The organism is Cylindrospermum sp. FACHB-282 (assembly GCF_014697195.1).
GTDB lineage: Bacteria > Cyanobacteriota > Cyanobacteriia > Cyanobacteriales > Nostocaceae > Cylindrospermum.
In genome coordinates this window covers 137,681-163,434 of record NZ_JACJRJ010000003.1, presented here as the reverse complement: position 1 = coordinate 163,434, position 25,754 = coordinate 137,681, and the positions used below count along the sequence as shown (strand labels likewise).

Annotated in this window: 22 protein-coding genes; 8 read left to right on the top strand and 14 right to left on the bottom strand. The window is 42.4% G+C overall.

The features are described from left to right. Positions 1-83: 83 nt before the first annotated feature. From H6G32_RS02750 to H6G32_RS02730, 5 genes are all read right to left on the bottom strand, one after another. On the bottom strand, positions 84-926 hold the full coding sequence (locus tag H6G32_RS02750; RefSeq protein ID WP_190454398.1) for a nitrate ABC transporter ATP-binding protein: 843 nt from the start codon (positions 924-926) through the stop codon (positions 84-86). Between the two features lie 217 nt (positions 927-1,143). Beyond that, positions 1,144-3,147 carry an ABC transporter ATP-binding/substrate-binding protein gene (locus tag H6G32_RS02745; protein ID WP_190454395.1) on the bottom strand — a complete coding sequence of 668 codons (2,004 nt, stop codon included), beginning with the start codon at positions 3,145-3,147 and terminating at the stop codon, positions 1,144-1,146. A 214-nt stretch (positions 3,148-3,361) separates the two neighbouring features. After that, positions 3,362-4,201: a nitrate ABC transporter permease gene (gene ntrB / locus H6G32_RS02740; RefSeq protein WP_190454392.1), complete on the bottom strand. Its 840-nt coding sequence runs from the start codon at positions 4,199-4,201 to the stop codon at positions 3,362-3,364. Between the two features lie 30 nt (positions 4,202-4,231). Then, positions 4,232-5,614 carry a CmpA/NrtA family ABC transporter substrate-binding protein gene (locus H6G32_RS02735; RefSeq protein ID WP_190454389.1) on the bottom strand — a complete coding sequence of 461 codons (1,383 nt, stop codon included), beginning with the start codon at positions 5,612-5,614 and terminating at the stop codon, positions 4,232-4,234. Positions 5,615-6,265: 651 nt separating this feature from the next. Then, a complete protein-coding gene (locus tag H6G32_RS02730) occupies positions 6,266-7,990 on the bottom strand; it encodes a sensor histidine kinase (protein ID WP_190454386.1) in 1,725 nt (574 codons plus the stop codon). Positions 7,991-8,585: 595 nt separating this feature from the next. Between H6G32_RS02730 and H6G32_RS02725 the strand changes: the two genes are divergently transcribed. Further along, positions 8,586-9,023 (top strand): CAAD domain-containing protein, encoded by a 438-nt coding sequence (locus H6G32_RS02725; protein WP_190454383.1) that lies wholly within the window; start codon positions 8,586-8,588, stop codon positions 9,021-9,023. Between the two features lie 138 nt (positions 9,024-9,161). Here H6G32_RS02725 and H6G32_RS02720 read toward each other — a convergent pair whose 3' ends face one another. Next, entirely contained in the window at positions 9,162-10,451 is a 1,290-nt protein-coding gene (locus H6G32_RS02720; protein WP_190454515.1) for a homoserine dehydrogenase, read from the bottom strand. 111 nt (positions 10,452-10,562) lie between these two features. Continuing rightward, positions 10,563-11,996, bottom strand: coding sequence for a ferredoxin--NADP reductase (petH, locus tag H6G32_RS02715; protein ID WP_190454379.1), 1,434 nt, complete (start codon positions 11,994-11,996; stop codon positions 10,563-10,565). A gap of 1,561 nt (positions 11,997-13,557) precedes the next feature. On the opposite strand from petH, the gene H6G32_RS02710 reads away from it, so the two are divergent. Together H6G32_RS02710 and metK are read left to right on the top strand one after the other, a co-directional pair. Then, complete coding sequence (locus H6G32_RS02710; RefSeq protein ID WP_190454376.1) at positions 13,558-14,562, top strand: phosphoribulokinase; 1,005 nt, start codon at positions 13,558-13,560, stop codon at positions 14,560-14,562. Between the two features lie 253 nt (positions 14,563-14,815). Continuing rightward, positions 14,816-16,090, top strand: a complete 1,275-nt coding sequence (gene metK, locus H6G32_RS02705) for a methionine adenosyltransferase (RefSeq protein ID WP_190454373.1) — start codon at positions 14,816-14,818, stop codon at positions 16,088-16,090. 332 nt (positions 16,091-16,422) lie between these two features. On the opposite strand, the gene H6G32_RS02700 is transcribed toward metK, so the two are convergent. Then, positions 16,423-16,878, bottom strand: a complete 456-nt coding sequence (locus H6G32_RS02700; RefSeq protein WP_190454370.1) for a pentapeptide repeat-containing protein — start codon at positions 16,876-16,878, stop codon at positions 16,423-16,425. Positions 16,879-17,229: 351 nt separating this feature from the next. On the opposite strand from H6G32_RS02700, the gene H6G32_RS02695 reads away from it, so the two are divergent. Then, entirely contained in the window at positions 17,230-17,841 is a 612-nt protein-coding gene (locus H6G32_RS02695; RefSeq protein WP_190454368.1) for an IS607 family transposase, read from the top strand. Between the two features lie 219 nt (positions 17,842-18,060). On the opposite strand, the gene H6G32_RS02690 is transcribed toward H6G32_RS02695, so the two are convergent. Further along, positions 18,061-18,930, bottom strand: coding sequence for an alpha/beta fold hydrolase (locus H6G32_RS02690; RefSeq protein ID WP_190454365.1), 870 nt, complete (start codon positions 18,928-18,930; stop codon positions 18,061-18,063). Between the two features lie 127 nt (positions 18,931-19,057). Between H6G32_RS02690 and H6G32_RS02685 the strand changes: the two genes are divergently transcribed. The 3 genes from H6G32_RS02685 to H6G32_RS02675 all read left to right on the top strand — a co-directional run bounded on the left by H6G32_RS02685 (position 19,058) and on the right by H6G32_RS02675 (position 21,586). After that, the gene (locus tag H6G32_RS02685) at positions 19,058-19,486 is read left to right on the top strand and encodes a DUF2358 domain-containing protein (protein WP_190454362.1); all 429 of its coding nucleotides are present in this window, start codon (positions 19,058-19,060) and stop codon (positions 19,484-19,486) included. A 260-nt stretch (positions 19,487-19,746) separates the two neighbouring features. Further along, positions 19,747-20,985: a precorrin-6y C5,15-methyltransferase (decarboxylating) subunit CbiE gene (gene cbiE / locus H6G32_RS02680; RefSeq protein WP_190454359.1), complete on the top strand. Its 1,239-nt coding sequence runs from the start codon at positions 19,747-19,749 to the stop codon at positions 20,983-20,985. Positions 20,986-21,007: 22 nt separating this feature from the next. Next, entirely contained in the window at positions 21,008-21,586 is a 579-nt protein-coding gene (locus H6G32_RS02675; protein ID WP_190454356.1) for a GNAT family N-acetyltransferase, read from the top strand. A gap of 5 nt (positions 21,587-21,591) precedes the next feature. Here the strand turns inward: H6G32_RS02675 and H6G32_RS02670 are convergent, their stop codons facing one another. The 3 genes from H6G32_RS02670 to H6G32_RS02660 form a co-directional block, all read right to left on the bottom strand. Continuing rightward, entirely contained in the window at positions 21,592-22,281 is a 690-nt protein-coding gene (locus H6G32_RS02670) for a Uma2 family endonuclease (RefSeq protein WP_190454352.1), read from the bottom strand. Further along, positions 22,256-23,041: a cobalt-precorrin-6A reductase gene (locus tag H6G32_RS02665; RefSeq protein ID WP_190454512.1), complete on the bottom strand. Its 786-nt coding sequence runs from the start codon at positions 23,039-23,041 to the stop codon at positions 22,256-22,258. The genes H6G32_RS02670 and H6G32_RS02665 overlap by 26 nt, the downstream gene beginning before the upstream one ends. Positions 23,042-23,177: 136 nt before the next feature. Next, positions 23,178-23,594: a DUF1636 domain-containing protein gene (locus H6G32_RS02660; RefSeq protein WP_190454349.1), complete on the bottom strand. Its 417-nt coding sequence runs from the start codon at positions 23,592-23,594 to the stop codon at positions 23,178-23,180. Positions 23,595-23,820: 226 nt separating this feature from the next. Here H6G32_RS02660 and H6G32_RS02655 point away from each other — a divergent pair, with 226 nt between their 5' ends. Further along, positions 23,821-24,273 carry a transposase gene (locus tag H6G32_RS02655; protein WP_309232556.1) on the top strand — a complete coding sequence of 151 codons (453 nt, stop codon included), beginning with the start codon at positions 23,821-23,823 and terminating at the stop codon, positions 24,271-24,273. A 19-nt stretch (positions 24,274-24,292) separates the two neighbouring features. Here the strand turns inward: H6G32_RS02655 and H6G32_RS02650 are convergent, their stop codons facing one another. Next, positions 24,293-24,787: a hypothetical protein gene (locus tag H6G32_RS02650; RefSeq protein ID WP_190454346.1), complete on the bottom strand. Its 495-nt coding sequence runs from the start codon at positions 24,785-24,787 to the stop codon at positions 24,293-24,295. Between the two features lie 178 nt (positions 24,788-24,965). Further along, positions 24,966-25,751, bottom strand: coding sequence for an FHA domain-containing protein (locus H6G32_RS02645; protein WP_190454341.1), 786 nt, complete (start codon positions 25,749-25,751; stop codon positions 24,966-24,968). Positions 25,752-25,754 lie beyond the last annotated feature (3 nt).

Genomic DNA, 25,754 nt, shown 5'->3' with positions numbered 1-25,754 from the left:
TCAACATAGCAATCCTAAATAGTGAATCATTATCTCAATTTTTTATTTTATCTACGGGCGAACTATTATTCGCCCCAGGTATATTAACCTACATCATCATGGGCAAAGCGATTAAACAAGAAATCTAAAGCATAGTTACGGAGTTGGTAATATTGAGGATCTTCCATAATTCTGGCGCGATCGCGTGGCCTTGCAAAGGGAATTTCCATCACTTCCCCAATTTTCGCATGAGGGCCATTGGTCATCATCACCAACTTATCAGCCAAAAATAGCGCCTCATCAATATCATGGGTAATCATCAGCACCGTACAACGATTATCACCCCAAATTTTCAGCAACTCTTCCTGTAATTCTTCCTTAGTGATAGCATCCAACGCCCCAAAAGGTTCATCTAAAATCAGCACTTTCGGACGAATAGCCAAAGCACGGGCGATAGAAACCCGCTGTCTCATCCCCCCAGACATTTGCATGGGTTTCTTTTCCATGGCGTCACCTAAACCCACCATGGCCAAATGATCCCGCACAATAGCCCGTTTTTCTGCTTCTGGTTTGGTGGGGTAAACAGCATTTACAGCCAAATAAATATTTTCAAAGGCAGTCCGCCAAGGTAATAAGGCATAATTTTGGAAAACCACCATTCTGTCAGGGCCTGGTTTGGTAATTGGTTCTCCTTCTAACAGCACTTGTCCGGTGGTGGGAAAGTTGAAACCAGAAACCATATTTAACAGCGTTGACTTTCCACAACCAGAGTGGCCGATAACGCAAAGAAATTCGCCTTTTTCAACGTTGAGGTTAACACCATCAAGGACGGTAAATGGCCCTTTCTTGGTGGGATAGACTTTGCAAACATCCTTAATTTCTAGGAAAGGCTGACGGCTGATTGTGCTTGTAGCCGTGTTGGTAGATTTAAAGTTGCGGTTTTGCATTTTTTTGAATTTTGAATTTTGAATTTTGTATCCCTTACGGGAGCCGGAGGCTCTATTTTTATCTCGTTCCCAGTCTCAGGCTGGGAATGCTATCAAGAGGCTCTGCCTCTGGTGACACCGAAGGCAGAACCTTCCATAATTCATTCCCATACAGAGTATGGGAACGAGAAATTTTGAGTTTTGAATTTTGAATTTTGAATTTTGAATTTTGAATTGATTAAGCTGCTGTTCTTCTGGGGGTATCTAGAACAACTTCGGCTATGGAGAAGTCGCGTTTGATTTCTAGGTCGTTAAGATAGCTAATGGGGTCATCGGCGTTGAAGGGTTTACCATCAAATAATTGAATTGGTTGACGGGTGTAACTAATATCTAATCCTAATTCTCTAGCAGCGGTACTGAAAACACGCACTCGACAAACTCTTTCCACAATTTCCACCCAATTTCTGGGGAAGGGAGTATCACCCCAACGGGCTAATTGAGTCATAATCCAAATTTGTTCAGTCCGACTGGGGCGATTAATCGCAGACTCAGAATAAAATTGGTGATGGGCATATTCCCTCATGGGATGGTCTAAGTCACAGGTAGCACCATTCGGGTCTTCAATTTGAATGTACTCAATATCTGTGCTGACATATTCCCGACTTGCTAAAATTTGGCGAACTTCTTGGGCGTTGGCAGGATTTGCACAATATTGGCAAGCTTCTAATAAGGCTTTGGTTAAAGCAATATGGGTATTAGGATAAGTTTCTGCCCAATCTTCTCGTACTCCCAAAACTTTACCGGGGTGTCCTAACCAAACTTCTAAATCAGTCGCAATGGTAAAGCCTGAACCTTCTACCGCAGCGCGATAATTCCAAGGTTCGCCGACAGAGTAGCCGTCAATGGTTCCGCCTTTTAAATCTACTACCATCTGGGCGGGGGGGATATTTTTCATAGCTACATCAACATCGGGATCAATTCCTCCTGCTGCTAACCAATAACGTAGCAATAAGTTGTGCATTGATGCAGGATGGACTACGCCCATTCTGTGTTGTTGTTCGCAGGTCTTGAGAAGGTAATTTTTGAAGTCGGATAAACTGCGGACGCCTTCGTCATAAAAGCGTTTTGCTAAGGTGATGGCGTTACCGTTGCGGGTCATGGTCAAGGCGGTGACAACGGGTAAGGGTTCGTTTTTATTCCCTCCCAAACTTAACCACATTGGCATCCCAGATGGCATTTGTGCCGCATCTAAATAACCGCCTGTCATCCCATCCACAATTCCCCGCCAACTGCTTTCCCGGACTAAATTGACTTCATCTAAACCATGTTTGATGAAAAAGCCTTTTTCTTTGGCTATGGCGAGAGGGGCGCAAGCGGTAAGGGGTAAGAAGCCAATCTCTAAATTAACTTTTTCTAAGCCATGACGAACAACCGCAGCAGTTTTTCTAGCGCGTAATTTCTTGATGCGTTTTTGTTGGTTGAGGAAATAAATCATTTCACTCCGCAAACTGTAGTAACTGGGATGTTCTACTACTTCCATGCGTTTGCGGGGTCTGGGAATATCAACTTCTAAAATGTCACCAATTTTCGATTCTGGCCCGTTGGTTAACATGACGATTCTGTCAGATAACAACACGGCTTCGTCTACGTCGTGTGTCACCATCACGGCGGTAACTTGATTTTCTTCGCAGATTTGCATTAATTGTTCTTGCAAGTTCCCGCGAGTCAGTGCGTCTAATGCCCCAAAGGGTTCATCTAATAGTAATAGTTTAGGACGAATTGCCAAAGCGCGGGCGATCGCTACCCGTTGTTTTTGTCCACCTGATAACATTCCCGGTTGTTTGTCTGCATGGGGACGCAAACCTACCATATCTATGTGTTTGTCGATTATGGCTTTACGTTCGGCTGCCGGCATCCCATTTAAGACTGAATCTACAGCTAAGGCAATATTTTCTCTAACTGTCCGCCAAGGTAAGAGAGAATAATTTTGAAACACCACCATTCTATCTGGCCCTGGTTTGCTGATTCTTTGTCCTTCCAAAGTCACCAAACCTTCTGTTGGTAAGTCCAAACCGGCAATCATGTTTAAAAGAGTGGATTTTCCGCAACCGGAGTGACCGATAAGAGAAACAAATTCGCCTTTTCTAATTTGTAGATCAATACCTTTGAGGGCAATATATTGTCCCCCACCGGTTAATTCAAAAACTTTATCAATTTGCTCAACGCCAACAAATATAGACATATTATTTGGTAATTGGTAATGGGTAATTGGTAATTGGTGATTGGTGATTGGTAATGGGTAATTGGTAATTGGGTATTAGGAATTTGGGATTTAGGATTTGAGATTCGGGATTTGAGATTTGGGGTTTGAGATTTGAGATTTGGGATTTGGGATTTGAGATTTGAAAAATCACCCATTACCCATTACCCATTACCCATTACCCATTATCCAATCTCTATTTTTGTTCAGTAGGTAAAATCCAGTTTTGCAGCGCAGCCATGAGTTTATCTAGGATTAGACCAACAATACCGATGTAAACTAAGGCTAAAATCACTTCACTGACGTTGTTATTTTGATAAGCATCCCAGATAAAAAAGCCAATTCCTACAATCCCAGACATGACGATTTCTGCTGCGATAATTGCCAACCAAGCTAAACCAATGGCAATTCTTAAACCAGTGAATATGTAAGGTAGTGCTGAGGGGATAAGAATGTTGATAAAGTATTCTTTGCGGTTTAATTGCAGAACTTTAGCAACGTTGTTGTAATCTTGGGGAATTTGAGTTACACCCACCGCAGTATTAATGAGAATCGGCCAAATTGCGGTGATAAAAATTACGAATAATGCTGCTGGTTCGTTTTGCCGCAAAGCTGCTAAAGAAATAGGAACCCAAGCCAAAGGGGGTACAGTTCTTAGTAACTGAAACAGGGGATCTAAAGCCTTTGACATGGTTTGATTTACACCAATCAAAACACCCAAGCCAATACCGACAATTGCCGCTAATGTATAGCTAATGGCAACTCGTTGCAGACTAGCTAATATTTGCCAAAAAAGACCTTTATCAGTTCCTCCTTTGTCATAGAAGGGATACAAAATCAAGATCCAAGTGTCTTGAATAACTTGGATTGGCCCTGGTAGTGTTGCACCTGGAGTCCAAGAAAATAGTTGCCAAATAGCTAAGAAGATTAAAATCGCAATAACTGGAGGAACAAGATTAGGAAATTGCTTTTGTAAACTTGATAAAAAGCTATTATCAAATTTAGGACTTGCGGCACGTTTTTGGGCTACTGTCATTGATGTAGTTCTCCTCAAATTTATTAATGACTAAACAGAGACTTTTTTTATTTTCAGACTCTTGAGATATTCTTCTGGCTTCTCAGGGTCGAATTTAATATCATCAAAAAATTCTTCTACTCCACGAGATGTACTGGTGGGAATGTCAGCGGCAGATACTCCTAATTCTTTAGCAGCTTCTTTCCAAATATCTTCACGGTTAACTTTTTTGATTAATTCTTTGGCTTTGGCTGCACCGTTGTCTAGATAATCTTTTGGCAAAAATCCCCAGCGTACGTTTTCTATGATGAACCACAAGTCATGACTTTGGTAAGGATAAGAAACACTGCCTTTTTCGTCTTTCCAGTAATAAGCAGCCATTTTTTTATCATCAATTTTGCGACCATCACCCATGTCATATTTACCTTGAAATGGGTCTGCAAGAATTTCTGGTGAAGATAAGCCAAAATACTTTTTAGCACCAAGAATTTCTGCTGCTTCTTTGCGGTTGTCAAAGTTATCTAACCATTGCTGGGCTTCCATGATGCCTTTTAATAAGGCTTTTGTGGCTTTGGGATTTTGATCAACCCAATCACCTCTCATGGCAAAATATTCTTCGGGGTGATTTTTCCAAATTTCGGCTGTTAATGCAGCCATGAAACCAATTTTGTCGTTAACGAGACGGAATGGCCAGGGGTCGCCGGTACTGAAAGCATCCATTGTGCCGGTTTTCATGTTAGCAACGGTTTGCGCCGCTGGTACTGTCAGCAATTTGACATCTGCATCTGGGTCAATTCCACTTGCTGCTAACCAGTAACGAATCCATAAGTCTTGGGTAACATGGGGGAAGGTAAAGGCAGCGGTGAAAGGTGTGGAGGATTTAAGTTGGGCTAATAAGGGTTTAGCGGTATCGAGTTTTAAGCTAATACCTTTTCCTAGATGTTTGTTGGCGATCGCAATTCCGTTACCATGTGTAATTAACTGCGCCAAGACATACATGGGAATTGGTTTATTCCCTTTGGTAATTAAACCTTCTGTAATTAAGTGTGGCATGGGCATTTGCCATTGACCACCATCAATACCACCACCACTAGAACCAATTTCTACGTTGTCTCTTGCTGAACCCCAAGAAGCTTGTTTAGAAAGTTCTACATCTGACATTCCATATTTAGCAAAAAATCCTTTTTCTTTAGCAATAATTAGAGGCGCAGATTCAACAATGGGGATATATCCAAGTTTGGCTTTTGTCGTTTCTGGTTTTTGTTCTGGGCTAATATTAGCTACTGGTTGAATGGAAGATGTTGTAGAATTGCCAGCATTACCACCAGGTTCAGGTGGATTTCCTAAACAGCCTTTGAGGAATACAGCACTTGTTGATGCGACCGCTGTGGCCATAAATTTACGGCGAGAAAATTGATTAAAAAATTCTGTCATAACATCTCCTTAACTCAAATTTTTATTTTTTAATCATGAAAATTTAGGCAAGAAAATAACGGGATTTCTCGCTCTTTAACTGAAATTATCCATCTATATCTAGGCATTAAAAATCAGCCATTTTTACGCAAAAAAGGCTTGCTTGTATACCTGAAAACTTGGTTTAATTTCTTGACTTGGTGTGACGAAGAGACATCACTCAGCTAATTGAGATTAGTTTACAGGTTTTTTTATGAAAATTGTCAACTCTGAACTTTATTTATTAAATAAATATTAGATTAGACCTATAAGTAAAAGCTTATATATTTGCCTAAATTCTCCCCGACTTCTCTATTCTATAGATTGGTACTTATGATGACTATTCTATTTAAACTATGATTAGGTCTTTTTTGACTTAATTAATTAGCACAAGCAAGAAAATTATAGATTTTATGCAATGGTAACTATCAGATATATATAACCATGGAAAAAACGATTGCCACCACCTGACCGAGGCAAGTGGAACCATCAAAGGGGAGGATGGGAGAAAATAGATTATGGAAAGTGCCACACCACATATTTTTAATGGTGTTTTTCTAACCTGGCGATCGCAACTACCTTTGAGTTAATTTGTACATGATCAAATCTTAAAACAACCCTTTTACCGGAGTGTCAATCTTGCACCGTCAGTGGTAGACGCACAGTAAAAGTAGAACCAATCCCAAGCTGACTTTTGACAATAATCTCACCGCCCATCATCTGGCAAAAGTGGTGACTAATTGCTAACCCTAAGCCAGTACCACCATATTTTTTGGTAGTTGAGTTATCCCCTTGTGTAAAGGGTTGAAATAGCTGCTGCTGTTGACTGGGAGACATCCCGATACCTGTGTCGGTGACGGTAAAAGTAATAATGCCAAAAGGTGAATCTCGCAGTAAATCTTCCTTTTCAGTCTTAACTGTGAGGGTCACCTTGCCATTGGTGGTGAACTTGCCAGCGTTACTGAGTAAATTTAACAATACCTGTCGCATCCTTGTTTGATCAGCGTACATCATGCCAAGTTGCCGATCGCAATTTACTTCCAAAACATTGCCATTTTTTTCGATAGCCGGCTTGACAGTGAGGACAACGTTATTAATCAATATCCCGATTTCAAACGTCTCCGGGTAAAGGGTAATTTTCCCCGCTTCAATTTTCGACAAGTCGAGGATGTCGTTAATCAGTTCCAAAAGATGCCTGCCAGCAGAGTTGATGGTTTCCAGGTCAGTGATAAAATCTCCTGATAACCCTAGATCGGTAGCATCATCTTGTAGCAGTTGGCTCAAACCAATTACAGCATTTAACGGTGTACGTAACTCATGGCTGACATTTGCCAAAAATCGGCTTTTTGCCTTGCTAGCAGCTTCCGCTAATTCTTTAGCTTGTTGTAGTTCTTTAGTTCGCTGAGATACCCGCTCAATTAGTCGGTTGAGAGATTTGGCTAATAAGCCAATTTCATCTTCGGTGGTGATGGGAGCTCGCAAATCAAAATTAGATTTTCTCGCCACCTGTTCAGCTACTTGAGTAACTGTGATTACGGGTTCGGCGATCGCTCGACTAGTTCGCCATGCGACAATAGCAGCGATCGCCACCGACAGCAGCATACTCATGATCACAATTAATCTCTCAACTATTTTAGCCTGCTCTACTTGTTTTTGCCTTTCCTGCTCTTGCTCTTGGGCTGTGCGGAGGATGTTGGTTAAATTTTCCGAAAGCCGATCTATCTGCATGGCAGTTTGACCACGCATAATTTTCAGCAACTGCTCTCGCGCTACCACAACCTGCGGTGGCTGCACCTTTTCAGCTTCTATTTGCTGTAAGACAGCTTCTATTTGATCAATGTAGGATTTTAAATTAGTGCCGTAATCCTGCAATAAACTCTGTAAAGTAGCGCTATTTGCAGCTAGTCGCTTAGGCTTACTGTCTATAAAGTCGGTAATTTTTTGCTCTAATTTCTTAGCTTTCTCAACACTCTGGAGAAATTTAGCTTTTGTCCTTAACAGCTGTGGTGGATCTTCCAATACAGCAACTAGGTTAGAGCTATGCAATTGTGCCCCTACCACCGCATCTTTATAATTAGTCAGTAGTTGCCCTTGCTCATTGGCTTGATTTAATTGCCTGATTTCTCGTCCCCGGTAGTAGTTGGCCAGCACCAAGCCAGTCAATGAACCGAAAAAGCCAATGCCAATTGCGACAAAATATCCATAGCCAATTTTTTGATGGATGCGCCAAGAACTAGCTTTGAGTTTCCCGCGCGAGGGGAATTCTATAGTCGGGAGTTCGTCTGTCGATGACTCTTCGGCTGGCACTTGTTTGCTTTCTGAACTACTGTCAACAGGGGTTGGCTTTTGAGTTGGCATTCCTCAAATATCCTTGCCCTCCCGCCAAAATTACCAAATCAGTCTAGCCTATACAATCACTGTAAATGTGATTAACATTTACATTATCTTGTTTGATAACAGAAACAAATAATTAACTACTAGATTATTTACATAATCTTATATTAGATTTGCAGATTTTTCCCTATTTCTTATAAGTTAATAGCGTGCGGCAGCTTAAGATAGCTTTAATATCAGATAGAATCGGCGTTTAAACTTGTATAAATGAGAGGTAGACTGATTTTCGCATGATTTGTACTTCGATGAGTACGATTATCAGCAACTGACATGGCAGAGGATCATCGCAACCTGAGGATTTCAGCTGATTCAAAAAACAGAACTCAGAAAGCTGACTTCAATACATCCTGTCGCCTTCTGACTTCTACCCTTCTACTGACTTTCTACCCTGTAGTTGATGCAGTAGAGGTGAGGGGGCAACTATGGTTAGAGGACACTAAAACCCTTTGCACCCTAAAACCAGTTGTGCTGATGCACTCGTGCATTGCCTACTCAACAGCCTTGTGGTTGTAATTGTCCGGATTAGAGAAACTCAACTGTCAAATTTATGGGAGTGAAAATGCAAGAACCAGAATTCACTGAAATCAAGTCAAAAGAGGCAACAGTGCCAGAAATCAATAGCCAAACAGGAACCATCACCAAACTCCAGCCTCCCGTACAGTCTCAAGAGCAATGGCTAAAATACGGTGAACAAGTTTCTGAATTTTTAGGCACATTGCCCGAATATCTGGGAAGCTTCTTTAATCAATACAAGCAGCCTCTAGTTACCCTTGGTTTAGTTCTGACATCAATTGTCACAGTTAAGGTACTCTTGGCGATATTGGATGCGTTGAATGATCTTCCTTTAGTAGCACCTACCTTTGAGTTGATTGGTATTGGCTACTCTGCCTGGTTTGTTTACCGCTATTTACTCAAAGCCTCTACTAGGCAAGAGTTGACTAGTGAAATCACAACCCTCAAATCACAAGTTGTCGGTAAAGAAACCCCTGAAGCTTAATATGTAATTTTTTTACCCCTGCGGAAAGCCTTCTGGCGGGCTGCTACGCTCCCCCGCAGGGTGTTATCCAGGTTATTCAGGCTAATTTCTCCGAAAATGAAGATTTTATCCCATTTTCCGGGAAATCCAACAATCAGACTACAGTACCCGTAATAAGCTGGGAATGCTTTCTATTGCTTCCAGGGTACTAATTTCTGCAAGGGCCAGCCTAAAATCCCCTTCCCTAACATCATGGGTAACAACTACAATTTCTGCTAGTTCTCCATGAACACCAGTTTGTACAACTGACTCTAAGCTAACGCCATGCTTACCAAAGCAAGTACCCAAGTTACCGATGACGCTGGGTTGGTCTTTAGTCAGGAAACGGGCATAAAATCGAGTTACAAGTTCTGCCATTGGGGCAATTTGACAGTAATCATCATGGCCACAACTTAACAAGGGGTTTGGGTTAGTTGTAGTGGTTTTTAGGATAGCAACAAGATTTAAGATATCTGATGATACAGCACTGGCAGTTGCTCCCGCACCAGCACCAGGTCCGAAAAACATTACTTGTCCGATGGGTTCCCCTTCCACGAGAATGGCATTATATACGCCGTTAACGCTAGCTAATGGGTGGGCTTTGGGTACTAAGGTGGGATGAACTCTGACTGAGAGTTTGGAGTTATCCTTAGTTTGGCGTTTGGCGATCGCTAATAATTTAATCACAAATCCCAATTTTTCGGCATAGGCAATATCTGTTTTGCTAACTTGCCGAATTCCTTCACAATACACATCTTCTAAGTGGATACGTCCACCAAAGGCTAAGGATGCGAGGATGGCAATTTTATCGCCTGCGTCTAAGCCATCTACATCAGCAGTGGGGTCAGCTTCAGCGTAACCTAATCTTTGGGCATCAGCTAAGACATCGTTGAAGTTGCTGCCTTCTGTTTGCATCCGTGTCAGGATGTAGTTAGTTGTGCCGTTAATGATGCCAGTCACGGCTTGAATGCGGTTAACACTTAAAGACTGTTTCAGGGGTTGAATCACAGGAATGCCACCACCAACGGCAGCTTCTAGCATCACATATACCCCGGCTTGATTGGCGTTTGTAAAGATTTCTGCGCCAAAACGGGCGATCACCGCTTTATTGGCGGTAACTACGTGCTTACCATTGCTGATCGCTTTGAGAATTAGCGATCGCGCCGGTTCGAGTCCACCCATCACCTCAACAACTATATCCACTGCTGGATCGTTGACAATCGCTTCTAAATCTGTAGTTAAAACACCCTCCGGCAGTTTTACTGCACGGGGTTGATCAAGCGATCGCACTCCCACACGATATATTTCAATCTCTTGCAACAATGGGTGACGCCCTTCCCTGTCTTGCAAAAGTTGTACTGTACCTGTCCCCACGGTACCGAATCCCAGTATTCCTAGTTTCACACCCACAAATTTTGCACCCAAGTTCACCAATAACAATTGTAGGCGGAGCATAAGCCCCACCTACAGATTATCATTTGTTAGTTATTAGTTGCCCTAACTCAATGACCAATGACTAACTTAGTAGGTTTCTACGTGCCAGCGGCCTGCTTTCTTGAGATCCTTCTGGTAATCACTCCAGGTTACTCCTTCCTTGGCAGCAGCAGTTGTCAAAGCTGCGTCGATGCCTTCTTCCATACCCCGTAGACCGCAGATGTAAGTGTGGGTTTTTTCTTCTTTAATCAATTTCCACAGTTCATCTGCGTGTTCTGCCACGCGGTCTTGGATATACATTCTGCCACCTTGGGGATTTTTTTGTTCCCGGCTGATCGCAGCAGTCAGGCGGAAGTTTTCTGGATACTTCTGTTGGATGGCTTCCAGTTCTTCCTTATATAGGAGGTTGGGAGTTGTAGGCACACCAAAGATCAGCCAAGAGAAGCCCTTGAACTGATATTCTGGGTTAGCTGCTCTTTCGGCATCATTAAACATCCGCCATAGGTAAGTCCGCATGGGAGCGATACCTGTTCCAGTGGCCAACATGATCACATTGGCATCAGGATCGCTGGGTAACAGCATTTCCTTACCTACAGGCCCGGTGATTTTTACATCTGATCCTGGTGGGAGGAAACACAGGTGCGTAGAGCAAACACCGTAGACTGTTTCGCCAGTTTCCGGGTGCTTGTACTCCAACTGGCGGACGCACAGTGAGATTGTCTTGTCATCTACGTCGTCACCATGACGGGTTGAGGCGATTGAATATAGTCTGAGTTTTTCTGGCTTGCCATTTTTGTCCAAACCTGGCGGAATAATGCCGATACTTTGACCTTCAAGATATTTCAAATTCCCGCCAGAAATATCAAACTTGATGTGCTGAACAATACCAATCCCGCCTTCTTTGACTAACGGTTCATTAGATATTACCTTACCAATATACGGAGCGTTGGGACGGTAAATATTAACAGGAACGTCAGCGTGGGCGTCTTTTTTAGCTTTCGCTTGAGTCATGGTGTTGCCTTTTTTATCCTTCTTCTTGAGCTGTTCTTCAGCTTGTGGTTTAGCGAAGCCTTTGACTTCACTATTAGCGTTCACAGGTGTGGCTTTACCATCCCCTTCACTGTTAGCAGTCTCACCAGATACGGCTAACTCCCTTACTTCGCTGTTAGCAGTCTCACCAGATACGGCTAACTCCCTTACTTCGCTGTTAGCAGTCTCACCAGATACGGCTAACTCGCTTACTTCGCTGTTAGCACTCACTGTTGAGGCTTTACCATTGACTTGCTGTAGAGCTGTTATGGGTTGAATACTAACAATTTTGCCGCCTAGGCGAGTGATACGTCGCATTTCTTGATTCATGCGGTTGTAAGGCACTCTGATGAACACACTGCCACTTTCACGAATTGGGTAGTTCGTTTGATCAGTTTCTTCGTTCTGACGCAGACCCACCACTTCGTAGACGAAGATGCGGCTACCTAATTCTGTGTTGGCAGCACCCTCAACAGCACCTTGATTGTACATTCGTTCTACCACTCCGATATTTACTTAACCGTTTATCAAAAAAAAACTATTCCCATCCCATGCCAGCTTTAGTTTACCGGATTTTCGTTTCACATAACTGACACTCAGGGAAAACGGCATCATACACATAATGCCCTGCTAAGTACAATCGCCCAAGACATGCAGGCATAGCAAAAAACACACCTGTTCACCTTCTAAGGTAGAAGATAAGTCTTTGAGAGAATGTTAATAATGAGTCAATTTAATCTTTATTTTCGTTAACTACCAATCCAGTTAGGGCGATCGCATTTTACTACTCAAAAGCAGTACGCAAGAGTAGATTCTGGAAGTGAACACTCCCCAGACTGAACAAATTTCGCTATGCTCATCTATTCAGCAAGGGCAGGGATTCTTGGTTCTACGAGGCTGCTTACCTTGGCAGGATGTATCCAACCAAATTCAAGACTTTTTCTCCCGTGACGCCAAGCCATGCCCAGAGGGCTATAGCTTCAATTCCCTAGTGTCTCTAGGAACTTGTCCCAATTAATGTTTTATGTTTTTTTAGTTTCTGGAAATTTTCCCTACTCGAGCTTTGCTTGAGGGTGGAAATTCCAATACCGTGACATAATCCTACACTGATGCCAGCATACAGTATAGGCTTCTCAACTAAGGAAAGCTATTGCTGTGCGTAGGCGTTGAGCTTTGTTTTAAGTCTACGGAATGCCCTACCGCAGACGTTGACCCAGTATTTCCATTGGGAAATATTTTTCGCCTTACTTACTGATTTTTGATAGCACCAACTATATTAACACCATTCCTGCCAGGATCAAGAAAAGCTGCTAGTAGAGCCAGACCAAAATATGCTGACTCCCAGTATCCCCCTGCATAGCTAAATATACAAGAAAAACGCAACATCTGAGAAAAAGCTCTTCCTCCCACGGGGAAGGTCAAAATTAAGGTCTCTGGAGACATCGATATGGGAGTGGGGAAACTCCTCCAAACAAGTCTAGAGGTGGAAAGAGAAAGCTCAAAGAGTGATTGTTGGAATTTTTTGCTAAATCGGTACTCTGATTATGGCAAAGGGGGGATGCCCATAGCTCATCCACTCAATCTCTAGATTCTAGCTGTGAATATCTTGATCCCCAAAGGGAAATACAGAAACGCCAAAATATTTACCAGGGGAAAAAATTATCTCTTATGGACTTGATTATATAGAGTCACACGGCTGGATCTGAGATGGCCACACTAAGTTATGGGCGGTGATGATGGGTATTTTAAAATTAACAACTAAATCATCAAGATTATTGGGGAACCACTCTTATCTTCCTGACAGCGAATCTTGTTATAGAATACCCCCTTCTGTTAAAATCTAATGTACCACTAGGATTAAATACTTACCAGCAGCTAATTCAGGCTAGTCTGACGAGATAACAACTATTTTTTTGTTGTGTATACGTCTGATGCGTAATAGGCTTGTTGGGTAGCAAGAACGCAGGATAAACCAAAGGGTTAAACTCCTGGCTTCAAAATCTGCTGTGTGAAAAAATATTGACACATCTTTTTTAGTATTTAGAGGAGATTTATGACTATTAAGCCGGAACGCGTGGTACTGATTGGAGTAGCTGGAGACTCTGGATGCGGTAAATCTACGTTTTTGCGTCGTTTGATAGATTTGTTTGGTGAAGATTTAATGACGGTTATCTGTTTGGATGACTATCATTGCCTAGATCGCAAACAGCGTAAAGAAACAGGGATAACGGCACTAGACCCTAGGGCGAACAATTTTGACCTGATGTATGAGCAAATTAAAGCGCTTAAAGAAGGTCGAGGAATTGATAAGCCGATTTACAACCACGAAACCGGCTTGCTCGATCCGCCAGAGCGGGTGGAGCCGAACCACATTATAGTGGTTGAAGGGCTGCATCCGTTATATGATGAGCGGGTGCGATCGCTAATTGATTTCAGCGTCTATTTTGACATTAGCGATGAAGTCAAAATTGCCTGGAAAATCCAGCGAGATATGGCTGAAAGGGGACATCGCTACGAAGATGTCTTAGCTCAAATCAATTCTCGTAAACCTGATTTTGAAAAATTTATTGAACCACAAAGAGAATTTGCCGATGTGGTTCTCCAAGTATTACCCACGAACTTGATCAAAAACGACACGGAGCGCAAAGTTTTACGGGTACGTATGCTTCAGCGGGAAGGTAAGGAAGGCTTTGATCCAACCTACCTCTTTGATGAAGGATCAACAATTCAGTGGACTCCCTGCGGACGTAAGCTCACCTGTTCCTATCCTGGTATGCAAGTGTATTACGGTTCAGATGTCTACTACGGCCGCTACGTCTCTGTATTAGAAGTAGATGGTCAATTTGACAATCTCGAAGAAGTAATTTACATCGAAACCCATCTCAGCAAGACATCCACCAAGTACCAGGGTGAGATGACTCACTTGTTACTCCAACACCGTGAGTATCCAGGTTCCAATAATGGTACCGGTTTGTTCCAAGTGCTGACAGGTTTAAAAATGCGTACTGCCTATGAGCAATTGACAGCTAAAGAAGCAAAACTGGCGGTTCAAGTTTAAAGCAGCAGTGTTTGTGTCAAAGCTTACGGGGACGCTTTTGGGTGTCCCCTCTTTTTTGCCTAAAAAATTCCCTTAGAGGATGTCTGAATATTATGTCTCTTAGAGATACTGGAGCTAGAGTTGGCAATTTTTTTCCAGATAAGAAGACACTAATTAATCTATGTGTAAATATTGTTATGATTTCTGAAATTAGTAGCTGAAACTAAATATCCATATTTAGCCAGTGAAAACACTATAAAAGGAGGAATGTCCTTTGTCACGTCGCTATCTATTCACCTCCGAGTCAGTTACCGAAGGTCATCCAGATAAAATCTGCGATCAGATTTCTGATACCATTCTCGATACCTTACTGACACAAGACCCTACTAGCCGTGTGGCTGCTGAAGTTGTGGTTAATACTGGTTTGGTGCTAATTACGGGTGAAATTACCACCAAAGCGAATGTAAACTACGTCCATCTCGCCCGTAAAAAAATTGCTGAAATTGGCTATACTGATGCTGATAACGGATTTTCTGCTAACAGCGCCAGCGTTTTGGTAGCTTTGGATGAACAATCCCCTGATATTGCCCAAGGGGTTAATACTGCCCAAGAAACCCGCGCTGAGGATAGTGAACAACTATTCGATAAAATCGGTGCAGGTGATCAAGGGATCATGTTTGGCTTTGCCTGCAACGAAACGCCAGAACTGATGCCTTTACCCATCAGTCTCGCTCATCGCATTGCTCGCCGACTAGCCGCAGTTCGCAAAACAGGTGATTTACCGTACTTGCGTCCCGATGGCAAAACCCAAGTCACCGTAGCTTATGAAGATGGACGCCCTGTAGGTATTGATACAATCTTGATTTCTACCCAGCATACAGCCAAGATTGGGGAAATCACGGATGAGGCGGCGGTGCAAGCCAAGATTAAACAAGACCTCTGGTCAGCAGTGGTCGAACCTGTTTTTGAAGACATTGACGTTAAGCCAAATCAAGAAACACGTTTTTTAGTGAATCCTACTGGCAAATTTGTCATTGGCGGGCCTCAGGGTGACTCTGGACTAACAGGACGGAAAATTATTGTGGATACCTACGGTGGCTATTCACGACATGGCGGCGGCGCTTTTTCTGGCAAAGACCCCACCAAGGTAGACCGTTCTGCTGCTTATGCTGCTCGCTATGTGGCGAAAAATATTATCGCCGCTGGGTTGGCAGAAAAAGTTGAAATCCAGCTATCCTATGCTATTGGTGTAGCGCGACCAACAAGCATCCTGGTAGATACCTTTGGTACTGGCAAAGTGGATGAAGAAATCTTGCTGGAATTAATCAAACAGAACTTTGAACTGCGTCCAGCGGGAATTATCCATGCCTTCGATTTACGCAACCTTCCAAGTGAAAGAGGCGGACGTTTTTATCAGGACATCGCAGCTTACGGTCATTTTGGCAGGACTGATTTAGATTTGCCTTGGGAGCGCACTGATAAAGCAGATGTGCTCAAACAAGCAGTCAACCAGACACTTTCGGCGGTGGCTGCTCAGGCGTTAAGTTAAAACCATCGGCTCTCTATCAGACGCTACAAGAAGGCGGAATGCAAAATTCAACAAGCTATGACATAGGCTTTTGGTCTATTTGAATGGTAGCTTTATTTCCGCCATGATGTACTAGCCTGTTGATTTTCAGGTTATGGGCGATTTCACAAGTTGCCCATAACCTGATTTCTACAGCTACTAGCAAAATAAAACTCTCTACCTTGAAAATAGGGAAACTACTATCAAGGGGAGAGGTTTAACTTTTATTAATACTTTTCTAGGGGTGGTTTCCTGGGGACTAAAACCCGCAATCACCTAGGGTGATTGGTTTTAAATAGCCTAATGAATTCAGCCTAATCCCAATCAGGAATTTCTCCATCTTCTCCACCAATACCGATGCCGGTGTTAAATATTCCAGCCTCAGTGAGGTTGAGATCATCCATTGATGCTTTATACACATTGGAATCGTGAATCGTGGCGCGGGTAAAATTTACCCCGTTGAGATTGGCTTTCTTCAAATTCACATTAGTTACATAAGCTGATGTTAAGTTAGCACCTGCTAAGTTTGCATCAGTTAAGTCAGCACCTTCGAGGTTAGCGTTTGTTAGGTTAGCTCCTTGGAGATTTGCACCTCGCAAATCAGCACCAATTAAATGAGCACCACTGAGGTTGACTCCTGATAGGTTGCACTGAGTACATTCCCCAGTTGACAACAACTTTTGCAAGTCCTGATTGTTCTCAGCTTTGACTGAGCCGATGATAAATAGGGGAGTTACTAAGGCTATAGCAGCTAATAGCTTGATTTTCATAATTTTCCCCTTTGGTAATCAATTAGCATCCGTTCTTTCCCTCACTATCCCATTATCTCACTAAATTGGTTGAAGATGGTGATTGACTACACTAGATGGTTATAATGTTTTTCAGCTTGGCTGATGATGCCCGAAATGCGGTTGATATCATGTCCGGCTGATTAGTTATGATTCCTGCTTCTGTGCAAAAATCTGAAAACTCTTTCTCCCCCTGCAAGAAAGCACCCTTGCGGTCTTAATGATAAGTCTTTAACCGGACACGATATGAGTCTAGTTTGGGGTCAAGTGCTGAATTAAAATAATTATCTAATCTTACTCATACTTACTCAAAGTATAAGCTATAATAGGTGTATGAGTAAGTTATCTATATCAGAAGCGGCGAAAATAAAGGGTGTAAGTGCCTCAACACTCAGAAGGTGGGAGTCTGAAGGTAAGTTAGTTCCTGAGCGTACTGCTAGCGGGCATAGGCGTTATGATTTATCACAACTCCTAGGCGTTAAATCTCAACTTTCTTATACAGTTGGATACTGTAGAGTATCTAGCCATGACCAAAAGCAAGATTTAGAAAGACAAAAAGAAGTAGTAGAACTATTTTGCTCTCAGAATGGTTGGCAATTTGAGATTATAGAAGATTTAGGTTCTGGTCTTAACTATAGTAAAAAAGGGTTGAAGCGATTAATTCGTTTAATTGTGGATAATAAAGTAGAAAGATTAGTTATAACTCATAAGGACAGATTACTCAGATTTGGGAGTGAACTAATTTTTAGTTTGTGCGAACATTTTGGTACCGAAGTAGTAATTATTAATAGGACAGAAGATAGTAGTTTTGAAGAAGAAGAAGAAGATTTAGCTCAAGATGTCTTAGAAATAATAACAATATTTTCAGCCAGGCTTTACGGTTCGAGAAATGATAAGAATAAAAAGATTGTAGAGGAGCTTAGAGCAGTTGCTACTAGGATTTAAAACCCAAATCAAGCTGAACAACAAACAGCGGACATAATTATTAAAACACTCTGGTGTAGCAAGCCATGCTTGGAACTGGGGTTTCATTAAAGTTATCTTTTCATTGGCGGTTCTTTATCCAAAATCTACTCGTTAGATGGGTAAACTCGGTGCTTTTTGGCGGCATCACCCAAGATATTGGGTGAAAACGAGATTGTAAAAGCCGCAAAAGATATGAAGCTAAATTAAGTAGAATAGAAATTCCCGCATATACTGTGTGACTAACTCAGGCTGTTCTTGCTGCACCCAATGACCAGAATTAGCAATATACTTGATTTGAAAGTCTCGGACATAGGTGGCGGTGCCGTAAGTGAGTTCTTTGCCGAGTGCAGTATCATTTTCTCCCCAAATCAATAGGGTGGGCACTTCTAGGACGCTCCAATTTTTCTTGGGTGTTTGCGGCTGAAAAATGTTGCGGTAATAGTTTAACATTGCTGTGAGAGCACCACGTTTGCCGGCGGCATCTTTGTAGGCTTCAATGTCTGCTGGGGTAAAGGCGTTTTTATTAAATGCTGTGCCTTGAATAGCATTGGCTATTGGGGCATAGTCAAAAGCTTGTAGAAGTAATTCTGGTAGTAAGGGTATTTGAAAAAGAAACATATAGCTGCTGCGTAGCAGTTGTTGGGTAGTGCGTAAGCCTTCGGCGAATTTGGCGGGATGGGGGAGGTTGAGGATAATTAATTTTTCTACCATGTCGGGGTGGGCGTAGGCAAAATTCCAGGCAATCAAACCGCCCCAATCATGTCCAACTAAAATACAGGTTTCGTATCCTAGCCCCTGAATTACTCCTTCAATATCTTTGATTAATTCATCCATTACATAGGCTGATTGTTCTTTCGGCTTATCACTATCGTTGTAGCCGCGTAAATCAAGGGCGACGACTTTAAAGTTTTTGGCAAATTCTGGTATTTGATGCCGCCAAGAGTACCAAAACTCAGGAAACCCATGCAACATCAGCATTAAGGGGCCATCCCCTTGGGTGACGTAATGTAGTTTTACGCCGTTGGTTGTTATATATGCGTGTGTCCAAGATGTTTCGATGACAGACATATCTTTGATTTTCTCCAGTGGATAATCTAACTGTTGTTAAGATAAATTATGGCTGGTTTTTCTGGTGACGGCATCTGTTAAAAGGTAGGCTAATAATGGCAATATCGTCCATTTATTTAAAAAAGCTATGGAATCTCAATTGCAGGTGGAACGGGTAATTAATATTCTCAAACAGGATTTACCGACTCTTTTTGAGCAAGATATTTCCTATGATATCTATTCAAAGGATATCTTTTTTCAAGACCCGGTGAATAAGTTTAAATATAAATTCAATTATCGCATTATATTTTGGACTTTGCGATTTCATGCCCGGCTGTTTTTTACGCAAATTTATTTTGATGTGCATGAGGTTTCTCAGTCAGGGGAAGATAGGATTTTAGCAAAATGGACTGTGCGGGGAGTTTTACGTGTTCCGTGGAAGGCACGGTTATTTTTCAATGGTTACTCGACATACAAACTCAATGCTGATTGTTTGATATATGAGCATATTGATACTTGGGACAGGAATCCAGGGGAGATTTTAGGGCAGTTTTGGCGAAAGGGGGAAGAGAGCTAGTATTGCTTTCTCGGAATGAAAAATTAACAATTAAAGCCTCGGCTCCGCTCGGCTTTAACACTGAGCGCAATCGAAGTGTTAAAAATTTAAAAAGTAGATTCCACAAGCTTTTGAGTTGAATCTCACTGGTTAGTTATTTTTGTCGCGTTGCACTAGTACCGCTTCTTTACGAGACGCTACCCTTGAGGGGGTTCATTTGCTCGATTTTGTGGAGATGATCGAAATGACCCATAGTAGACTTTTGGTATTATTTTATTCAGATGTCAATCAATTTTAATACGCCGTGCTTAAAGCTGGCAAAATGGCTATCAATAGTCGGAATAGGTGAAGATGGGTTAGAGGGATTAAGCGCGATCGCACTTTCTCTGATTCGGCAAGCTAATATTATCGTGGGAGGCGATCGCCATTTGGCTATGTTACCCCCCGATGACCAACGCCTAAAAATCCCCTGGACTTCCCCAATTAGCGCCGCAGTAGAGGAAATTATCCAGCGACGGGGTGAATTAATTTGTATATTAGCAAGTGGTGATCCTTTGTGTTACGGCATCGGTGTGACTCTCACGCGACGCATTCCCATAGAAGAAATCACAATTATCCCCGCACCTTCAGCCTTTAGCCTCGCCTGCGCTAGATTGGGATGGTCTTTAACGGAAGTGGAAACTCTGAGTTTATGCGCTCGTCCACCCGCTTTGCTGAAATCTTACATTTATCCTGGTGGGAAATTATTGATTTTGAGTGAGGGGAAGGAAACGCCGGGAATTGTGGCGGAGATATTGACAAAAAGCGGTTATGGTGATAGCAAAATCACTGTCTTGGAGCGGATGGGTGGAATTGAGGAACGGATTGTTGAAAGTTTTGCGGCATCTTGGAAGGAGACAGAAATCGCTGCTTTAAATGCGATCGCCATTGATTGTATCGCAGATGCTGGGGTTATGGCTTTATCGAGATTACCAGGACTGCAAGATTTCGCCTATCACCATGATGGACAGCTAACGAAGCGAGAAGTGAGGGCGATTACTTTATCAACCTTAGCTCCCTTACCAGGGGAGTTATTATGGGATGTGGGCGCCGGTTGTGGTTCAATTTCTGTTGAATGGATGCGGAGTCATCCTCGATGTCGGGCGATCGCCATTGAACAAAACTCATCTAGACTAAATTACATTAGCGATAATGCGGCATCTCTCGGTACACCAAATCTGCAAATCATCCCAGGTAAAGCCCCTGATGTCCTCAAAGACTTACCCAAACCAGATGCTATTTTTATTGGTGGTGGGGTGACAGCACCGGGACTTTTTGATATTTGCTGGGAAGCATTGCGTCCAGGTGGGCGAATAGTGGCGAATGTTGTCACTATTGAAGGTGAGCAAACCTTATTTCAATGGTATGAGAAAGTTGGCGGTAATTTCACCCGCATTGCGATTCAACGCGCTGAACCGATTGGTAAATTTTTAGGCTGGCGAGGAATGGCAACTGTGACACAATGGGTAGGGGTGAAGTAGAGATTTTAGAAGCAGAGATACAATGAAAATTTTTCTAGAAACAGAAAGATTGATTTTTCGCCAGTTTACTGAAAATGATCTTGATAACTTATTTGAATTAAACAACGATCCCGATGTTGTCCGCTTTGCTAATCTCACAGGCAAACCCACAGAATACGAAGATATTAAACAGCAAGTGCTACCCAGATTTCTTAAATACTACAATTTATATGATAGTTATGGTATTTGGGCAGCCATAGAGAAATCGAGTAAAAACTTCATCGGCTGGTTTCATTTTCGACCAAATTTAGAAAATACCGCCATAGATAATCCAGAAGAAATTGAGTTAGGTTATCGGTTGCGAAAATCTGCTTGGGGTAAAGGTTATGCAACTGAAGGTTCACGGGAGTTGATATTAAAAGGGTTTTCTGAGTTGAAAATTCAATGTGTTGTAGCCACAGCGTTGGTGGCTAATGTTGCATCTATTCGAGTCATGGAAAAAGCAGGTTTAAAATTTGAGCGGTATTTTCTGGAAACGCGGTTTATAGGTGGTAATCAAGAAGCGGTTAAATACTCTTTAGATCAAGCGCAGTTTCGGATTGAGGAATATCTTGCTACTTGAGTAAGTTATATTTTTGATAGCCGTTGGATAAATTCCCTATGTTCTGGTGAATTTAATCCAGCTTGCAACACAGCTAAAACTGTCACCATATCCCCCGCTAATAATTGGGGAACTGCTAACCATAAACCCGGCATTACTTGACTTTTGATAATACCATCAGCATCTGCTTGAAGAGATAGATACTCGCTTTCTATCAGTTGAAACCAATCTAATTTATTTTCTAAAATCTGCCAAGAAATATATTCTTGAATTCCATTGCGGCGATATGCCCTTTTTTTATCGTGCAAATCATAAGCTGCACTGCTGGCAGAAATTTCTGTAACTAATTCTGGTGCACCTTCGATGTAGTCATCTGCTGTTAAACGGGAATTTCCCCCCAATTTTTGATCAATTAATAAGACTCCATCGGGTTGCGGTTCATTATCTTGATCTAGCCTAATTGTTGGGTTAATTCCTAACTCCACTCCAGGAGTAGCAATTTTATAAATTCCTAACCAACCTATTAAGTTAGCGTGTGGTTCAGCATGATGACGAAAACCTACAGATGAGGCTATGTAAACAACTCCTTCGATTAATTCGGCTTTTTTCACATCGGGACTTGCTGTATAGCGACGTTCAAACTCATAACGCGATAAGCGATCGCCATTTTCCAATGGTAAAATCTGAGTATTAAAGTGTGGTTGCTTTGTCACCATCTGGCTTTCCTCCACTAAGTTCTTTCATTTTATCAACCAACCACAACACAGCACTTTCAACATCTGCGACTTGTTCCCCTCGCGGTATCGCTGGACGGTTGATCATTACAACTTTCACCCCAAGTTCCCGCGCTGCGATAATCTTGGGATAGGTGGCATCACCGCCGCTATTTTTGCTGACGATCGCATCTATATTGTATTGAGTCAAAATTTTTCTTTCATTATCCAAAGCAAAAGGGCCGCGATCGCACAACAACACTCCAGGGGGTACGATGGCATCAGGGCTAGGCTGATCAATCATTCGCATCAAAAACCAGATATCCTGTAAATGTGCAAAGGCAGAAAGTTCTTGTCTACCAACGGTTAAAAATACCCGCTGTGCTTGGCTTGCTAAGGCTGTAGCGGCATCTGTAACATTCTCAACCTCAACCCAGACATCCCCCTGCTTCTTCTCCCAAGGAGGACGATTTAACAGCAACCGAGGAATTCCCACCTCCGCCGCTGCATCTGCTGCATTAAACGACATCTGATTAGCGAAGGGATGGGTAGCATCAATCAAAACATCAATTTGCATAACTCGCAGATAATCAACCAAACCCGGTACACCACCGAACCCGCCTATGCGATAATTACCAACAGGGGTTGATGGTTCACGAGTCCGACCGGCTAAAGATGCGATCGCCTCAATTTCTGGGATAGTCGCCAACCTTGCAGCTAACTCCGCAGCATCACCCGTCCCACCCAGAATCAAAACGCGCATCATATCAACTTTAGATATATTCAGATTTAGCAAAATAGTAAAAAAATTACTCAAAAAACAAGAGAGCAATAATTTCATACTCTCCTGTTGCCCTTGGCAAAAACCTATTCAAGGAGAGGTTTACCAGAGGGGTAAATTACATCAGCGGTAAGGCGGGAATCCTTGCCAAAAGTCCCTTTTTCAGGGCTTCTGGTCTTTTTGCCCAAGGCAGTACACCATCTGGCTGAATGTAGTATTGACGGGCACATTCAAGCACCGCAGAGGCACAGCCATCAACAGTCAAATCTCCAAACAGATATGTTAATTTGCCCTTAGCAGTAAAGGCAACAACGCAGGAACGGTTACAAGCACTCATACATTCCACTTCTTCAATGGGGAATTGCTCTCGTAAATCCCAATCTTGGGCGAAGTGCTGAAGCTGTTGGAGTAGTTTTTCACCGCCGCTTTCACCAATGCGTTTTCCCTCTTGCCAAACACTGGCGCAGGTTTTACAAACGAATAAAGTATGATTCGAGCCACCAGGGGAACTGGTTGGATTTGTAGTAGCAGTCATCTGTACCTCGCAGATTTGTAGAACCCGATAGTATAATTCCTTGGGTAGCCTGACTTACCCAATTTTCGATTTTCAGCAATGTAGAGACGTTAGATTGTAACGTTCTTACTTAAGTATAAATTCTAAAATCGTTTCACAGTTGCGGGACAGCGCCGGATTTACATCCTGCTTTCCCCCTGACCTCTGGTGACCGAATGATTACTTCTAATTATAGTCGCGATCGCCTTTGACGCTTAAGATATCAGGTCAACGACGTTTAATTAATACCCGTTTTCCCAGTTCTATACTTGCAATCACACTAGCCAAGGCAATATCTGATGCTGGCTGGGGAATGTTTTGTACCATGCTCAAGTACAAAGCCGAAATGGTGGGCAAAGTCTATCTAGAAATAGGTCGATTCTTTGCTTCAACTCATCTTTGCTTCCATACCTTGAAGCCACTGCCAAAAATGGATTTGTCTGTGCGTGAATTTGATTGTCCGCACTGTAAAGAGCGACACGACAGAGACATTAATGCGGCGAAAAATCTCAAAAATGAAGGCTTGCGTGTATTGGCGTTGGGAACCAGCGTTATTGCTCCTGAAGGCTATGTAAGACCAAAACAGTATGGGCGTAAGTCTACTACTGTGGCGGCTGTGGTTGTTGAAAGGAGAAGCCCACACTCTACCCGCTTCGGGTGAGTGTGTGGTAGTTCACTAATTAAAATCTCAAACCTACACCACCTTGCAGAGATAAGGCTGTACCGGCGCCATTGCGGTAGGCATCAAAGGCAATAATAGCGTTACCAAAAATTACAGTGTTGCTATTTGGCACAATGTAATCAATTCCCGGTTGCAAGGCTAAACTAATTTTATTACCCACAGGGGAACGTGTAGCACCACCAGCTAATACTACCCCAAGTCCCAAGTATGCATCTGTTTGCCAATTGAGGGGGACGTCATAGGAAACTGTGGGCACAACTGCTGTACTTTCGCCAACTAAAGCTTGGGCACGGAAAGAAATTGGTCTTTCCAGTAGCTTGTACCGGAAAGCAAGCACCCCCCCAATCTGCCCACCTTCAGAAAGTCCAACTGTTGGGCCGATACCAACATAGCTACCATAAGCTACTTGAGCTTGTGCTGGTTGAGTGCTGATAGCCAGATTCAAAACCGAACCAGCAAAAAGAACTGAAACTAAATACGGAATATACTTCATAACCCTACTCCTGACACCAGTTTGAGTTTTTATCTCAAATCGTTGACAAAATCAATTTACTCGCTTCTTACTCCAAAAGTACTCGATATATAGCAATTATCTTCAAAGAAAAGGCGATGCGATCGCTCACTTCGCCTAGGGGAATACACACATAAGTCTTTGTATAACTGGGTTGGAGCTATTTCTTGATCAATTCCTGGAGCGATCGCCAATCATGATCCAAAATTTTTCCAGTATTCAACAGTTGATATCCGGCTAAAAATAAACTACCTGAGCCAATAAGTAGCAAAAGATTTATTGAAGCAAATCCCTGAGCAGTAAAAACAATCACCCCTATACCTAGGGCGAGCAAAAGCCAGCCTAAATTGTGATTTAACTTTCTTTGGAAGAGGATATAAACGCCAGCTGTGCATAGTATGACACCAGGAAGACGGATATAAATCCCCACTTGAATATTCGCAGTTAAAAGCACAATTCCGGCAACCATCAAAGCCAAGCCGAGCAATTTGCTAGTTTTATCTACTGAATTTTGTCTGCTATTACCAGCCATTTGTGGCTGAAGTGCTGTAGGATTTGTACTAGAAGCAACATTTAGTTGCTGATCTTGTTTAGATTGAAATATAAATGTTATTTTACCTCCTTGGCCAAGATCAATTCTATCTCCCAAGTTGAGCAGATAAGGAGTTCTCGGCTCCAGCTTAGTGTTATTGATAAATGTCCCGTTAGAGCTTCCCAAATCTTCAATAAAATAAATACTTCCGGTTACCTGAACCTGTGCATGAATGCGAGAAGCCACATCTGCATCTGGCAAATTGGAAACATCTATATCCGGCAGAATTTGATCATTCAGCTTACCGATGCGAATCACAGGCAGATTTGGGGGTAAATCAAAAGATGTATGACTCTGGAGATGAAATAGCTCTAAATTCAACTCAGTGGTGTTGAATGTATTTAAGTTTTGCATAGC

Excerpts from the sequence above, each read along its gene's own strand:
- H6G32_RS02750 (WP_190454398.1), bottom strand. The coding sequence starts at position 926 with ATGCAAAACCGCAACTTTAAATCTACCAACACGGCTACAAGCACAATC.
- H6G32_RS02745 (WP_190454395.1), bottom strand. The coding sequence starts at position 3,147 with ATGTCTATATTTGTTGGCGTTGAGCAAATTGATAAAGTTTTTGAATTA.
- ntrB (WP_190454392.1), bottom strand. The coding sequence starts at position 4,201 with ATGACAGTAGCCCAAAAACGTGCCGCAAGTCCTAAATTTGATAATAGC.
- H6G32_RS02735 (WP_190454389.1), bottom strand. The coding sequence starts at position 5,614 with ATGACAGAATTTTTTAATCAATTTTCTCGCCGTAAATTTATGGCCACA.
- H6G32_RS02730 (WP_190454386.1), bottom strand. The coding sequence starts at position 7,990 with ATGCCAACTCAAAAGCCAACCCCTGTTGACAGTAGTTCAGAAAGCAAA.
- H6G32_RS02725 (WP_190454383.1), top strand. The coding sequence starts at position 8,586 with ATGCAAGAACCAGAATTCACTGAAATCAAGTCAAAAGAGGCAACAGTG.
- petH (WP_190454379.1), bottom strand. The coding sequence starts at position 11,996 with ATGTACAATCAAGGTGCTGTTGAGGGTGCTGCCAACACAGAATTAGGT.
- H6G32_RS02710 (WP_190454376.1), top strand. The coding sequence starts at position 13,558 with ATGACTATTAAGCCGGAACGCGTGGTACTGATTGGAGTAGCTGGAGAC.
- H6G32_RS02700 (WP_190454370.1), bottom strand. The coding sequence starts at position 16,878 with ATGAAAATCAAGCTATTAGCTGCTATAGCCTTAGTAACTCCCCTATTT.
- H6G32_RS02695 (WP_190454368.1), top strand. The coding sequence starts at position 17,230 with ATGAGTAAGTTATCTATATCAGAAGCGGCGAAAATAAAGGGTGTAAGT.
- H6G32_RS02690 (WP_190454365.1), bottom strand. The coding sequence starts at position 18,930 with ATGTCTGTCATCGAAACATCTTGGACACACGCATATATAACAACCAAC.
- H6G32_RS02685 (WP_190454362.1), top strand. The coding sequence starts at position 19,058 with ATGGAATCTCAATTGCAGGTGGAACGGGTAATTAATATTCTCAAACAG.
- cbiE (WP_190454359.1), top strand. The coding sequence starts at position 19,747 with ATGTCAATCAATTTTAATACGCCGTGCTTAAAGCTGGCAAAATGGCTA.
- H6G32_RS02675 (WP_190454356.1), top strand. The coding sequence starts at position 21,008 with ATGAAAATTTTTCTAGAAACAGAAAGATTGATTTTTCGCCAGTTTACT.
- H6G32_RS02670 (WP_190454352.1), bottom strand. The coding sequence starts at position 22,281 with ATGGTGACAAAGCAACCACACTTTAATACTCAGATTTTACCATTGGAA.
- H6G32_RS02665 (WP_190454512.1), bottom strand. The coding sequence starts at position 23,041 with ATGCGCGTTTTGATTCTGGGTGGGACGGGTGATGCTGCGGAGTTAGCT.
- H6G32_RS02660 (WP_190454349.1), bottom strand. The coding sequence starts at position 23,594 with ATGACTGCTACTACAAATCCAACCAGTTCCCCTGGTGGCTCGAATCAT.
- H6G32_RS02650 (WP_190454346.1), bottom strand. The coding sequence starts at position 24,787 with ATGAAGTATATTCCGTATTTAGTTTCAGTTCTTTTTGCTGGTTCGGTT.
- H6G32_RS02645 (WP_190454341.1), bottom strand. The coding sequence starts at position 25,751 with ATGCAAAACTTAAATACATTCAACACCACTGAGTTGAATTTAGAGCTA.